At 53.2% G+C, this 12,216-nt stretch carries 11 protein-coding genes and 2 tRNA genes; 8 read left to right on the top strand and 5 right to left on the bottom strand.

Features of this window, described 5'->3' with window-relative positions; translation table 11 throughout:
• The first annotated feature begins 8 nt into the window (after positions 1-8).
• Entirely contained in the window at positions 9-1,661 is a 1,653-nt protein-coding gene (locus tag GXP72_RS07940; RefSeq protein WP_090417475.1) for a class I fumarate hydratase, read from the top strand.
• Positions 1,662-1,670: 9 nt separating this feature from the next.
• Positions 1,671-2,273: a cob(I)yrinic acid a,c-diamide adenosyltransferase gene (gene cobO / locus GXP72_RS07935; protein ID WP_090417476.1), complete on the top strand. Its 603-nt coding sequence runs from the start codon at positions 1,671-1,673 to the stop codon at positions 2,271-2,273.
• Positions 2,274-2,320: 47 nt separating this feature from the next.
• Here the strand turns inward: cobO and GXP72_RS07930 are convergent, their stop codons facing one another.
• On the bottom strand, positions 2,321-3,226 hold the full coding sequence (locus tag GXP72_RS07930) for a LysR substrate-binding domain-containing protein (RefSeq protein WP_048989940.1): 906 nt from the start codon (positions 3,224-3,226) through the stop codon (positions 2,321-2,323).
• Between the two features lie 463 nt (positions 3,227-3,689).
• Positions 3,690-3,777: transfer RNA gene (locus GXP72_RS07925), tRNA-Ser, on the bottom strand.
• 277 nt (positions 3,778-4,054) lie between these two features.
• Between GXP72_RS07925 and GXP72_RS07920 the strand changes: the two genes are divergently transcribed.
• From GXP72_RS07920 to GXP72_RS07900, 5 genes are all read left to right on the top strand, one after another.
• On the top strand, positions 4,055-5,191 hold the full coding sequence (locus GXP72_RS07920) for a D-alanyl-lipoteichoic acid biosynthesis protein DltD (RefSeq protein WP_061715613.1): 1,137 nt from the start codon (positions 4,055-4,057) through the stop codon (positions 5,189-5,191).
• 128 nt (positions 5,192-5,319) lie between these two features.
• Positions 5,320-6,438 carry an MBOAT family O-acyltransferase gene (locus GXP72_RS07915; RefSeq protein WP_208763905.1) on the top strand — a complete coding sequence of 373 codons (1,119 nt, stop codon included), beginning with the start codon at positions 5,320-5,322 and terminating at the stop codon, positions 6,436-6,438.
• On the top strand, positions 6,435-7,868 hold the full coding sequence (locus GXP72_RS07910) for an AMP-binding protein (protein WP_208763709.1): 1,434 nt from the start codon (positions 6,435-6,437) through the stop codon (positions 7,866-7,868). The genes GXP72_RS07915 and GXP72_RS07910 overlap by 4 nt, the downstream gene beginning before the upstream one ends.
• Positions 7,869-7,885: 17 nt before the next feature.
• Positions 7,886-8,104, top strand: coding sequence for an acyl carrier protein (locus GXP72_RS07905; protein ID WP_061715615.1), 219 nt, complete (start codon positions 7,886-7,888; stop codon positions 8,102-8,104).
• Positions 8,105-8,259: 155 nt separating this feature from the next.
• Entirely contained in the window at positions 8,260-9,096 is an 837-nt protein-coding gene (locus GXP72_RS07900; RefSeq protein WP_024907746.1) for an alpha/beta hydrolase, read from the top strand.
• Positions 9,097-9,202: 106 nt separating this feature from the next.
• Here the strand turns inward: GXP72_RS07900 and GXP72_RS07895 are convergent, their stop codons facing one another.
• The gene (locus GXP72_RS07895) at positions 9,203-9,460 is read right to left on the bottom strand and encodes a YjhX family toxin (protein ID WP_021240841.1); all 258 of its coding nucleotides are present in this window, start codon (positions 9,458-9,460) and stop codon (positions 9,203-9,205) included.
• 314 nt (positions 9,461-9,774) lie between these two features.
• Here GXP72_RS07895 and GXP72_RS07890 point away from each other — a divergent pair, with 314 nt between their 5' ends.
• Positions 9,775-10,179, top strand: coding sequence for a GNAT family N-acetyltransferase (locus tag GXP72_RS07890; RefSeq protein ID WP_024907748.1), 405 nt, complete (start codon positions 9,775-9,777; stop codon positions 10,177-10,179).
• Positions 10,180-10,244: 65 nt separating this feature from the next.
• On the opposite strand, the gene GXP72_RS07885 is transcribed toward GXP72_RS07890, so the two are convergent.
• A tRNA-Ser gene (locus GXP72_RS07885) sits at positions 10,245-10,332 on the bottom strand.
• Positions 10,333-10,462: 130 nt separating this feature from the next.
• A complete protein-coding gene (locus GXP72_RS07880; RefSeq protein ID WP_090417482.1) occupies positions 10,463-12,091 on the bottom strand; it encodes an ABC transporter substrate-binding protein in 1,629 nt (542 codons plus the stop codon).
• Positions 12,092-12,216 lie beyond the last annotated feature (125 nt).

The raw sequence follows: 12,216 nt of genomic DNA, 5'->3' as shown, positions 1-12,216 counted from the left end.
GAAGTACTATGTCTAAACCATTTGTCTGGCAGGAACTGTTTGTTCAGAGTAACGATACGACGGAATATGAACTCCTCAGCACACAGCACGTTACGGTGACGGAGTTAGAGGGCGAAGAGGTCATTAAGGTGGCGCCTGAGGCATTGACCCTGTTGGCCCAGCAGGCCTTTTATGAAGCCTCATTCTTCCTGCGCGCCGGACATTTAACGCAGATAGCCAGCATTCTGCACGACCCGCAGGCCAGCAGTAACGATAAGTATGTCGCCCTGCAGCTGCTGCGCAACGCCGAAGTGTCGGCAAAAGGCGTCCTGCCAAACTGTCAGGATACCGGCACGGCCACCGTTGTGGCGAGCAAAGGCCAGCACGTCTGGACCGGCGGTGATGATGCCGAAACGCTGAGCAAAGGGATTTATACCACCTTTAGCGAGTGTAACCTGCGCTACTCGCAAAACGCACCGCTGGACATGTATACCGAGGTTAATACCCAAACCAACCTGCCGGCGCAGATAGACATCAGCGCGACGCCGGGGAGCGAATATCGCTTCCTGTTTGTCAATAAAGGCGGCGGATCGGCTAACAAAGCCGCGCTGTTCCAGGAAACGAAATCGATTCTGCAGCCGGAGAAGCTCACCGCGTTCCTGATCGAGAAGATGAAGTCGCTCGGTACCGCGGCCTGTCCACCGTATCACATTGCCTTTGTGGTCGGCGGCCTCTCTGCCGACCAGGCGCTGAAGGTGGCGAAGCTGGCCTCAACAAAATATTATGACAACCTGCCCACCAGCGGGAACGAGCTGGGCCAGGCGTTCCGCGATACGGCGCTGGAATCCACGCTGCTCAACGCCAGCCGCGAATTCGGCATCGGTGCCCAGTTTGGCGGCAAGTATTTCGCGCACGATATTCGCGTCATCCGCCTGCCGCGTCACGGCGGCTCCTGCCCTGTCGCCATGGCGCTCTCCTGCTCCGCCGACCGAAATATCAAAGCGAAAATCAACAAGCACGGTATCTGGCTGGAGAAGCTGGAACATAACCCAGGGAAATATATCCCCGACGCCAGCCGTGAGGAACACGACGCCCGAACCGTACAGATCAACCTGAACCGCCCGCTGCGCGAGATCCTGCGCGATATGTCTGCCCTGCCGATCGGCACCCGGCTGTCGTTAAGCGGCCCTATCGTGGTCGCACGCGATATTGTTCACGCAAAAATCAAAGCCCGGCTGGATAACGGCGAGCCGATGCCGGAGTACATGAAAAACCATATCGTCTATTACGCCGGTCCGGCGAAAACACCGGAGAATCAGGCCTGCGGCTCCCTCGGTCCGACCACCGGCGGGCGGATGGACGGCTACGTCGATGCTTTCCAGGCCGCGGGCGGAAGCCTGATCATGCTTTCCAAGGGCAACCGCAGCCAGCAGGTTACCGATGCCTGCCATAAGCACGGCGGCTTCAACCTCGGCAGCATCGGCGGTGCGGCGGCGCTGCTGGCGCAGCAGTATGTGAAAAGCCTGCGCTGCCTTGAGTATCCCGAACTGGGCATGGAGGCGGTATGGATGATGGAGGTCGAGAATCTGCCCGCCTTTGTGCTGGTTGACGACAAAGGGAATAATTTCTTCAGCCAGTTTGAGCAGCAGCATCGCTGTGCATCCTGCCCTGCGGGACATTAAGGAGCCACTATGGAAGCGCGAGCTAACGCAGAAAAACACCGCCAACGACAGCAAAAGCGCAAAGAGCAGGTTGATATCCGCGTGGCGGCGGCAACAGAGAAGAAAGGCATTCTGATCGTCTTCACCGGCAACGGAAAAGGCAAGTCCACCGCCGCCTTCGGTACGGCGACGCGTGCCGTCGGCCACGGTAAAACCGTTGGCGTCGCGCAGTTTATTAAAGGCCAGTGGGATAATGGTGAATACAACACCCTGCATCCGCTCGGCGTCGAGTTCCACATTATGGGCACCGGCTTTACCTGGGAGACACAAAACCGGGAGACGGATATTCAGGCCGCAGCGGCGGTGTGGCAGGAGAGCAAGCGCATGCTGGCTGACCCGAGCTACGACCTGGTGGTTCTCGATGAGCTCACCTATATGCTGGCTTATCACTATCTGGATACTCAGGAGGTGATCGCGGCAGTTGAGAACCGTCCGGCGCAGCAGACCGTGATCGTCACCGGACGCGGCTGTCACTCGCAGTTACTGGCGCTTGCCGACACGGTCAGCGAAATGCGCCCGGTAAAACACGCATTTGACAGCGGTATTCAGGCGCAGGAGGGCATTGACTGGTAAGCGTGTCGGTACCGGATGGCGCGCCGCACTGCCGCCATCCGGTGTTATTACGCGGCCGGCGATACCACTGATTTTTGTAATAGCCACTCGCGGAAGGTTTGTAACGGCAGGGACTGAGCCTTTTCCTCCCGCCACGTCATGATGAAGCGGTTGCCGGTGCGGATAGGAACATCACAGGGGATCACCATCTCGCCGCAGTCCAGGTCATGCTGGATGGCGAAGCGGGGAAGCAGCGCGACCCCAAGATTCGATCGTACTGCGGCAATCAGCATCGAGAGGAGGTCAAAGCGCGGGCCAAGGTTCACGTCCGGACTGGTGATACCGGACAGCGCAAACCACTCCTGCCAGCCATTGATGCGAGTGCTTTGGTGTAACAGCGGAAACTCACTGAGCAGCTCCTCAACCCCCAGCTTCTGCTCCGCGCTGGGGAGCAAGCTTCGGCTGCATACCGGCAGGATCTCCTCTTCAAATAAATAATCGACTTCCGACCACGGGGGACAAAAATCGGCGCGCATAATAGCCGCATCGTATTCACGATTTAAAAAATCGCCGATATTGGCCAGCGAGTGAATGTTAACAATAATATCAGGATTTAATTTATTAAACTCCCATAAATTAGGGATCAGCCAATGCGTACTGAAGGTGGGATTTACCGCCAGCTCCACAACCTGAACGGCAGGCTGCCAGGACATTATCATATTTGTATCGCGTTCCAGCTTATTAAGCGTCTCTTTGACGATATTCAAATAATGCTTGCCTGCTGCATTCAGAAAAATCCGCTTTTTGGCATGATTGAATAATGAGGTGTGTAAAAACTCCTCCAGGGCCGTCACCTGTCTGAACACTGCACTCTGCGTTAACGCCAGCTCTTCTGCCGCGCGGGTATAGCTTTCGTGACGCGCCACAACTTCGAACGTCACCAGCAGCTCGCTCTTGGGGATTTTTCCTCTCATCATGTCTTCCATTCATGGTGGGTAACAGTAATTTTTTGAAGCGAATAAACCCTGCTTCAGAACGATACCGCCATTATATTTTAGTTATGCTCTGTCGGCAGTGATCCACACCATGATTTAATCAGTTTTGCGCGTCAGGCCAAACTACTTGCAGAAAATGAAATGAAACATGAAAGATTATTAAGAACCTGTTCTCTTTTGTGCCTCGTGTAATGGAGACAGCGTCTTATTATATGAAAAATCATATGGCCATTAAAAACAGGAATAGCATAGGGCTGGACGTTAAAAAATATAAAACAAAACGTTGTGCTAAAAATAGAACAGGGTTCTGTGTACGTCTTTTGATCAGCGGCGCACCCGCGTGACGGATGCCAGAGCACCGTTCCAGCGCCTCTTCAGCACGCAAGCAGAAACCGGCTCAAAACAAAAAACCCAGATCGCATAACGATCTGGGTTTCGAATTTGGCGGAAGCGTAGAGATTCGAACTCTAGAACCCTTTCGGGTCGCCGGTTTTCAAGACCGGTGCCTTCAACCGCTCGGCCACGCTTCCAAAGTGAGGCGCACTATAAACATCTATTAGCGCCTTGTAAAGCAGGAATTTTTCTATTTTTAGCCACCGGCGTTTGACTGCGCAAAAATCACCCAGGCGCTTACCGCGCATCGGTCTCTGCTCCCTTGTACATACCGTTACACAGCAACGCTCATCCTTTTAAATCGCTCTGGTATAGAATGCCACAAAAATAGACGGCCATTTGTTGTGTAATTGTTATAAATCTGAGTACCGACAGATTTTAGAAATTACTGCCATGCAGTGTTACTGGTTGATGATGAAAATCAAAAATACGCTTTGCTTACATATCCTGATGGCGACCCTGGCCATTTTGTTCCTGTGTGTTCACCCGCTGGTGACGAGCTTCGATCCGCCCCTCACCTTCCAGCCGCTGATTAAATCAATGGAGGGCACGCCGAAAGAACAAGCGGAAAAAATTGCGACTATTTCCCATGCCTTACAAGGTAATGCGATTTTCTTCATTGGCGCGTCTGAGGTTGCCACCTCAGAAGATGAACATTACGCTGTATATAATTACTTTAATAAGCAATTGCACACACCCGTTGTGGCGTATGGCGATGCGTTTGTCGATGACGAAACGCAGTTTTTACTGTTCTCGCGTTTTAAAAATAGCCTTAACGCAAACAGTAAAGTTGTTTTACTTCTGGCACCTGACAGCTTTTACTCAAAAGGGCTGCCACCGGCTATCTATGCCGATAATTTCCCCGGTTCTATTTTTAATCCGCTGATGAAGGACCCGCAGGCGCGCCCGCTGCTGGTTAATTATTTAAAGCATATTAATAGTAAAGAGATAAGCCATTTAACCTTTGGCCAAATGCGCGTCTTTGGCTGGCACCCCGATCTGATGTGGGACGAGCTGAGCTTCCAGTTTGCGAACGTCTGCACAATGATAAAAAACGACTGGCTGGCGCTGCTCAACGTCACGCCCCAGACGGTACAACCGTGGCCGCAGCAGCCCACCGCCCACATTACCCCTGACTGGGATAAAGAGCTGGCGAACGCGCGCGAGTTAAATAAAAAACGCCAGCAGAGCGCAGCCACGCTGTGGATGGACAAAACGATTTACGAAGAGGACGGTAAGCCGCAACAGTGGGATGACACGCCGGTCGTGCCTGCGCAAATCGCCGCGTTCAGTAAAACCGTCCAGCTGCTGAAGGAACGTCACGTGCAGGTAATTGCTATCGTCGACCCGGTTAACCCCTGGGCGCTTTACAATACCGATACCTTCCGCCCGGTTGATAAGCAAATTAAAACCATTCTGGAAAAGAACCAGATCCCTTATTTAGATATGTACGCCATGCCTTATCAGAATGGCTGGAACTGGGATCGTTTGCACCCTTCCGAACTGGCCTGGGTTCCTATGATTCGCTTTATTGCACAGAGCTTTAAATAATGAAAATCGCGATCCGTCTTTTTTTCCTTTATCTCCTGCTGGCGATCACTATCGTCGCGTGGACCTCTGTCGATGACAGCATGAGTATGCAGCTGCATTTTGAATATCAAAAGTTCTGAGGCCGAATGATGTATAGCTCAGGAATGTTTTTTGTCTATTTGTTTTCATCCGCTCTGGTGTTTGCGCTGGTCAATCGCGTATTACGTCATCGCCTGACTTATTTATCGGCCTTATCTGTCCTGGCTGCATTAGGCTGGGGCTATATTTTTCAGGGTGATTACCGTGTTCCCGCGGTCGTTTTTATCAGTTTTTACCTTGTCGCAGCGTTAAAAGAAAAAGGATGGTTAAAAACCTGGCAAGCTATTGTATTAACGCTGCTTCCTTTATTTTTAGTGAAATTACACGTTAATCATCATCTCGGCATGATCGGCCTCTCTTTTATGACGTTCCGCGCAGTGGACGTGCTGCTCTATCGCAGTAAAAAAGAAGGCCAGAATTTCCTGCACTATTTCTGCTATCTGTTTATGCCCTTTATCATCCTGGCAGGCCCGATGTACCGCTGGCGGACATGGATGAGTGACGTCAGCAAGCCCGTGTTTGCCCTTAACCGTGAACAGTTTTTGGTCGCGTTAGAGCAAATCGTTACCGGCATTATCCAGAAGTTCCTGTTTGCCATGCTGGTTGATTCACTTGTCGTGCAGCCCTGGAGCCATAAGCCGTTTACGCTGACCGTGGGCGTGGTGATGTCGATTGCCTACAGCGCCTACCTCTACTTTGATTTTGCGGGCTACAGCAATATGGCCATCGGTGCGGGCCGCCTGTTTGGGTTGAACATTCCGGCAAACTTCAATATGCCCCTTCTGGCAAAGAACCCGCAGGACTTCTGGCGCCGCTTCCACATCAGTTTGTCTGAATGGCTGCGCGATGTGGTCTTTATGCCCGTCTATATGAACCTGATGAAGTTCAACTTTTTCCGTCAGAACAAAACGCTGGCGCAAAATATCGGTATTTTTTGCACCCTGTTCTGCATGGGGGCATGGAATGGCCTGGAACGCCATTACGTCATCAGCGGCGCGCTGTTTGGCGCGATTTCCGTTACTCATAACATGCTGCTGTGGTCAGCCAAGCGCAGCCCGGCATTGCACCGCGGTTTGCAGTATCCGGCCGTTGCGTTTTTAGGGAGAATTCTGACGCTGGGAAGCGCCGCGGGATCCCTTTACATCTTTAGTGGAATGTCACCTCTATGAAAAATCACTCCGATCTTCAGGAACTGCAGGATTTCTTACGTGCGGCATTATGCGATCCCGCCTCCCCGCAGCAACTGGCCATCAGCGGCAGCGACGAAGCCTTAAGCTGGTTACAGCTTTCTGCTGCCGTGACGGACTGGGCACAGCGCTATCAGCGTTGCCAGCCTGTTGCCGGTACGCCGGTCGTCTTGTACGGACACCAGCAGGCCGAGTTCGCCGTGGCGATTTATAGCTGTCTGCTGCACAACATTCCGTACATCCCGGTGGACTGCATCTACCCACAGGAGCGCCTGCGGGAGATCTGCCATCTGGCCAATGCCCCTTACTATTACGACGTTGCGACCCGGCAGTTCATCGCCACGGGTGAACCGGGCAAGGTGCTGGAGGAGAAGGATCTGGCCTATATCATGTTTACCTCAGGCAGCACCGGCAAGCCTAAAGGGGTGCAGATTGGGCGTGAAAGCGTATGGCACTTCATGAAATGGGTCAGCCAGGACTTTTCGCTGCCGGAAAAACCGGTGCTGATGAACCACGCGGTGTTCAGTTTTGACCTCTCCCTGATCCCTTTGCTGGCGAATCTGGCGATGGGCGGACACATTGTGCTGAACGCCAAAGACGATATTCAGAAAGAGAACTGGCTGGAGCGACTGAAAAGCAACGCGGTCTCCGCCTGGGTTTCCACCCCCTCTTTTGCATACCAGCAGCTGCTTTCCCCGCAGTTCAACAGCGAGTATTTGCCTGCGCTCAACGTCTTTATCTTCATTGGTGAAGTGTTAAATAAGGCGCTGGTTAAACAGCTCCGCCGCCGTTTCCCGCAGGCCAAAATCATCAACTCCTATGGCCCGACGGAAGCGACCATCGCAACAACTGTCGTTGAAATCACGGATGAGATCCTGAACAGCGACAGCGCCGTGCTGCCGGTGGGGGTCATGATGCCTGAGAGCAGAATGGAAATTTCCGCTGAGGGCGAGCTGATTATCTGGGGTAAAAACGTCATGCGCGGCTACCTCGGCCTGCCGCAGGAGAATGCAGAAAAATTACTCCGTCGGGAAAATGAAGCATTTCGCGGCTACCGGACAGGCGATCTGGGCTATGAAGCGGGGCTTATCTATTGCCAGGGCCGCAACGATAGCCAGGTCAAACTGAATGGCTACCGTATTGAAATCAATGAGATTGAAAACCGCCTGCTGGCGATGTCCGGCATCAACGAAGCGGTGGTTCTGCCGCTGATGAAATCCTGCGGCAGCGTGCTGCGCATTGCCGCATTCTGCGTGACGGAGTTGGCGCCGGATACCATCAAAACCTCGCTGTCAAAGGTGGTTCCCCACTATATGGTGCCTTCACAAATTATCGTAAAAGACGCTTTGCCGCTGAATCCTAACGGCAAAATTGACCGCAAGCTGCTGGACGCTTACGCCCGCACAAATTAATGACTCCAGGAAAAATTATGGAACAAGAAATTCTCGCCCTGTTCGAAAAAGTGTTATCCCGTAAGGTGGGCTTTCACGATGAACTGATTGAATCCGACATTCTCGACTCCATCCTGGCAGTCGATATGGTGCTGGAAGTGCAGGACGTTTATGGCTGCATGATCCCGCCAACTGACGTGGCGACGGTGCTGAAAACCCCGGCGCACCTGGCCCGCTATATTGAAGAAAACCGTTAAACGCCCCTGCTGTTAATCCTGTCCTGAAGGCTCTGGCGCATCGCGCCAGAGCCCAGACGCAAAATGAATATCCATCACCGGAATTAAACCAACCGCTTTTGTGATTTCTCCTACACTTTAGGGGGCGTGTTGTTCTTAACAGAGGAGTCTGCGGTATGGCATTCGTAACCACGAAAGACGGCGTCAATATTTACTACAAAGACTGGGGCCCAAAAGAGGCCCAGCCTATTGTCTTCCACCACGGCTGGCCGTTGAGTGCCGATGACTGGGATAACCAGATGCTCTTCTTCCTTGCAGAAGGCTATCGCGTTATCGCTATCGATCGCCGTGGTCATGGGCGTTCGGACCAGGTGAGTGAAGGCCACGATATGGATCATTATGCGGCCGATGCGTCAGCCGTGGTTGAAAGCCTGGATCTGCGTAATGCCGTGCACGTCGGTCACTCCACCGGCGGCGGCCAGGTCGCCCGCTATGTTGCGCGGTATGGCCAACCGCAGGGGCGCGTCGCCAAAGCGGTGCTCGTCAGCGCCGTTCCCCCTCTGATGGTAAAAACCGAAACTAACCCCGGCGGCACGCCCATTGAGGTTTTCGACGGCTTCCGCAAAGCGCTGGCGGCTAACCGCGCCCAGTTTTACCTCGACGTTGCCAGCGGTCCTTTCTACGGCTTTAATCGCGATGGCGCGGACGTTTCACAGGGCACGATCCAGAACTGGTGGCGTCAGGGGATGATCGGAAGCGCCAAGGCCCACTACGAGGGGATTAAGGCGTTTTCAGAGACCGACCAGACGGAAGATTTAAAAACCATCACGGTTCCCGTTCTGGTGTTGCAGGGCGATGACGATCAGGTCGTGCCTTATAAAAATGCTGCCCTGCTGCAGGACAAGCTGCTGGCGAACAGCGTGCTGAAAATTTATCCGGGCTTCCCGCACGGGATGCATACCACTCATGCGGATACCATCAACGCGGACATTCTGGCTTTTATTCGCTCATAACGCCGCGTTTCTTGCCGGGTGGCGCTGCGCTTACCCGGCCTACATTCCGCCACGATATCCCGTTCAATGCATGAACGCCACCCGAGGGTGGCGTTGTTTATTCCGCTTAGCGATTATCCAGCTGGGCGCGAACGTTGTTCAGCCCGGTGGTGTTGATTCGGTAAGGCTGCCCGTTCACGGAACGGATCAGCTTTTTGGTGCGGAGTTTTTTAAAGACGCTGAGCGTACAGTCGCTCAGCACCAGCCCTTCGCGGGTGTAGCACTCAACGGACGTGACGCGGCCAGAACTGTCGCGGACGTGCACAATACGTCCACCTTTGGCGAGAACGTGTAAGGTACGTTGTTCCTGACGGGATAAATTCATACTGGAAAACCTGTGTAATCATCATGCGTAAAAACGAGCCCACACCCGCAGGTGCGTGCGTAAGGTTTAAGCGCAGCGATAACCAGTCCGTCCTGAAAAGGGCGGGAAGCTGATTATCTGATGAAAACATTCTCCAGCATCAAAGCCTCGGTAAGAGATAAAAAGGTATTTACGGGGTGAATGATAACGCCTGTTTTTTACAGGGGAATAGCGGGAAGTTAAAAGTGTGAACGGGATCGGTCCGTAAAATCGTCTTTCGTCAATTTTACTGCCAGACTGAAACCCTTTACTGAACACCGACTGGAGCTCCTCTTATGCCTGATAACTATACCGTGGTTGAAACCGTCCCCACTGCAGAAGCGTTTTGCCGGCTGCGCGAGATCTCGGGTCTTAGCCCTCGCCCGCTGGAAGCGGCACAAAAAGCGCTGCCCGGCAGCTGCTATGGCATGCATATAGTGTTTCAGGGAAAACCGGTCGGTATGGGGCGCATCGTGGGGGATGGTGCGTTGAATTTTGATATTGTCGACGTCGCGGTTGATCCGCTTCATCAGGGGAAAGGGCTGGGCAGAATCATTATGGAAACGCTTGTTGCCTGGCTGGATAACCACGCCTGTAAAGGAGCGTACGTTTGCTTAATGGCGGATGTTCCTGAGCTTTATGCAAAATTTGGTTTTACGCTCGTTCGCCCGGCAAGCGAAGGGATGGCCAGAGTCTGGTGAAGGGCAAATCCGCGTTAAGACAAAAATAAAAACCCCAGGTTAACGAGTAACCTGGGGTTTATATCTGGCGGAAGCGCAGAGATTCGAACTCTGGAACCCTTTCGGGTCGCCGGTTTTCAAGACCGGTGCCTTCAACCGCTCGGCCACACTTCCTAAGTGAGGCGAACTATAAACACCTCACCGCGTGCTGTAAAGAGTGGTGGCACTCGTTCGCTGTAAAAATAGTCAAAACGTGTTTAATCGGTTGAACTGACAACACATCGACGATTTTATCAGCACAGGCCTAGTGTTTTTTGATGTACATGTCTTTCGTGTAATAGTACCCCAGCTTATCCGGCGTAAATCCACCGACCCACGGTTTAACCAGGTGCGTTCGGACGTAGTGATAAACCGGAATGGCGGGCACATCGCGTCCCAGCAGATCTTCCGCCTGCTGGTAGAACTTACCCCGCTCTTCCGTTGTTTTGGCTTTTGCGGCATTCACCAGCGCCTGGTCATATTCCGGATTGCTGTACTGGCTGGTGTTTTCGCTGTCGCCGGTGCGGAAGGTGTTCAGGAAGGTCGCCGCATCGTCGTAATCGGCAATCCACGCGTAACGCACCGCGTCAAAGTTGTGGGTGTGCATGGTATCCAGCATGGTTTTCCACTCCTGATTTTGCAGCTTCGCCTCCACGCCGAGGTTCTTTTTCCACATGGAACTGGCCGCAATCGCGATGCGCTGGTGCGATTCAGAGGTGTTATAGAGCAGGTTAAAGCTCAGAGGGTGGCTTTCGTTGTACCCAGCCTCGTTGAGAAGCTTTTTCGCCTCCGCGATGCGCTTGTCCAGCGGCCAACTGGCGTAATCCGGGTTCTGGAGCTTAACGCCGCCAATATCCGGCTGGCTGATGAGCCACGCCGGGCGCTGCCCCTGCCCTAATACTTTTCCGGCAATGATGTCTTTATCGAGCGCCATGTTCAGCGCCTTGCGCACGCGCGCGTCGTTGAACGGCGGACGGGTGGTATTGAATTCGTAGTAATAGGTCGCAAGCTGAGGTGAAACGTCAAGTTGGCTGCCCAGGGTTTTCTTGAGCTGGGCAAACTGGTTAATCGGCACCGTGTAGACAATGTCAATTTCGCCCGCTTTATAGCGGTTCACATCTGCGGCCTCGGAGGTGATAGGCAGATACGTCACCTTGTTAATCACGGTATGGTCATTATCCCAGTAGCGCGGGTTGCGCTCCGCCACAATGCGTTCGTTGACCACCCACTGGGACAGCTTGTACGCCCCGCTGGTGACGATATGTTCAGGCTTGGTCCACTTGTCGCCAAAGCGGCCAATCAGCACTTTGTCCACCGGCACCAGTGACGGGTGCGCCAGCATGGCCAGGAATGCCGCATTAGGCTGCGTCAAAGTGACTTCCAGCGTGGTGTCGTTTATCGCTTTCACGCCCAGCGTATCGGGGGCTTTTTTCCCCTGCGCAATATCCGCACCATTCACAATGTGCATGTTGCCTGGATAGCTGGCATACGGAGAAGCGGTTTTAGGATCAACCAGACGCTGCCAGCTCCAGACTACATCTTCCGCGGTGATGGCAGTGCCGTCGCTCCAGGTGATGCCCGGGCGCAAATGGAACGTCCAGACGGTGTTGTCCTTGTTCTCCCATTTTTCCGCCAGTCGGGGCTGAATGTCCCCCGTCGGGGAGACACTGACCAGCCCATCGAATAAATCGCTGATAATATTGAATTCGACGTCGCTTTCGACTTTATGCGGGTCGAGCGAGGCCGGCTCATTACCGTTGTTCCTGACCAGTTCCTGCTTCTCTGCCAATTGGGTTCCTGCCGGCACGTTAGCCGCCCAGGCAGCCGTGCTGGCGCACAGGATCCCTGCGGTTAACAAAGAGAGTGTAAAGTTCGTGCGTGTTTGTGGTTTCATTTCCTTCGCCTTATTGTCTGTTTTATGACGATCCGGAAATAACTCTTAGCGTTCGAATGGTAATAACGCAATATTTTTCAGTAACCTATAAGAGCTTGATCTGGTAAATTGTCGCAAACCGCTGT

Origin of the sequence: Enterobacter sp. SES19 (assembly GCF_011765665.1) — a bacterium.
GTDB lineage: Bacteria > Pseudomonadota > Gammaproteobacteria > Enterobacterales > Enterobacteriaceae > Enterobacter > Enterobacter pseudoroggenkampii.
The sequence above is the reverse complement of the archived record's forward strand: the minus strand, read 5'-3'. Positions and strand labels throughout refer to the sequence as shown.

What these genes read in the sequence shown, in the direction of transcription:
- GXP72_RS07920 (WP_061715613.1), top strand. Translation starts at nt 4,055, where the DNA reads ATGAAAATCAAAAATACGCTTTGCTTACATATCCTGATGGCGACCCTG.
- GXP72_RS07910 (WP_208763709.1), top strand. Translation starts at nt 6,435, where the DNA reads ATGAAAAATCACTCCGATCTTCAGGAACTGCAGGATTTCTTACGTGCG.
- GXP72_RS07895 (WP_021240841.1), bottom strand. Translation starts at nt 9,460, where the DNA reads ATGAATTTATCCCGTCAGGAACAACGTACCTTACACGTTCTCGCCAAA.
- GXP72_RS07880 (WP_090417482.1), bottom strand. Translation starts at nt 12,091, where the DNA reads ATGAAACCACAAACACGCACGAACTTTACACTCTCTTTGTTAACCGCA.
- GXP72_RS07890 (WP_024907748.1), top strand. Translation starts at nt 9,775, where the DNA reads ATGCCTGATAACTATACCGTGGTTGAAACCGTCCCCACTGCAGAAGCG.
- GXP72_RS07940 (WP_090417475.1), top strand. Translation starts at nt 9, where the DNA reads ATGTCTAAACCATTTGTCTGGCAGGAACTGTTTGTTCAGAGTAACGAT.
- GXP72_RS07900 (WP_024907746.1), top strand. Translation starts at nt 8,260, where the DNA reads ATGGCATTCGTAACCACGAAAGACGGCGTCAATATTTACTACAAAGAC.
- cobO (WP_090417476.1), top strand. Translation starts at nt 1,671, where the DNA reads ATGGAAGCGCGAGCTAACGCAGAAAAACACCGCCAACGACAGCAAAAG.
- GXP72_RS07915 (WP_208763905.1), top strand. Translation starts at nt 5,320, where the DNA reads ATGTATAGCTCAGGAATGTTTTTTGTCTATTTGTTTTCATCCGCTCTG.
- GXP72_RS07930 (WP_048989940.1), bottom strand. Translation starts at nt 3,226, where the DNA reads ATGAGAGGAAAAATCCCCAAGAGCGAGCTGCTGGTGACGTTCGAAGTT.
- GXP72_RS07905 (WP_061715615.1), top strand. Translation starts at nt 7,886, where the DNA reads ATGGAACAAGAAATTCTCGCCCTGTTCGAAAAAGTGTTATCCCGTAAG.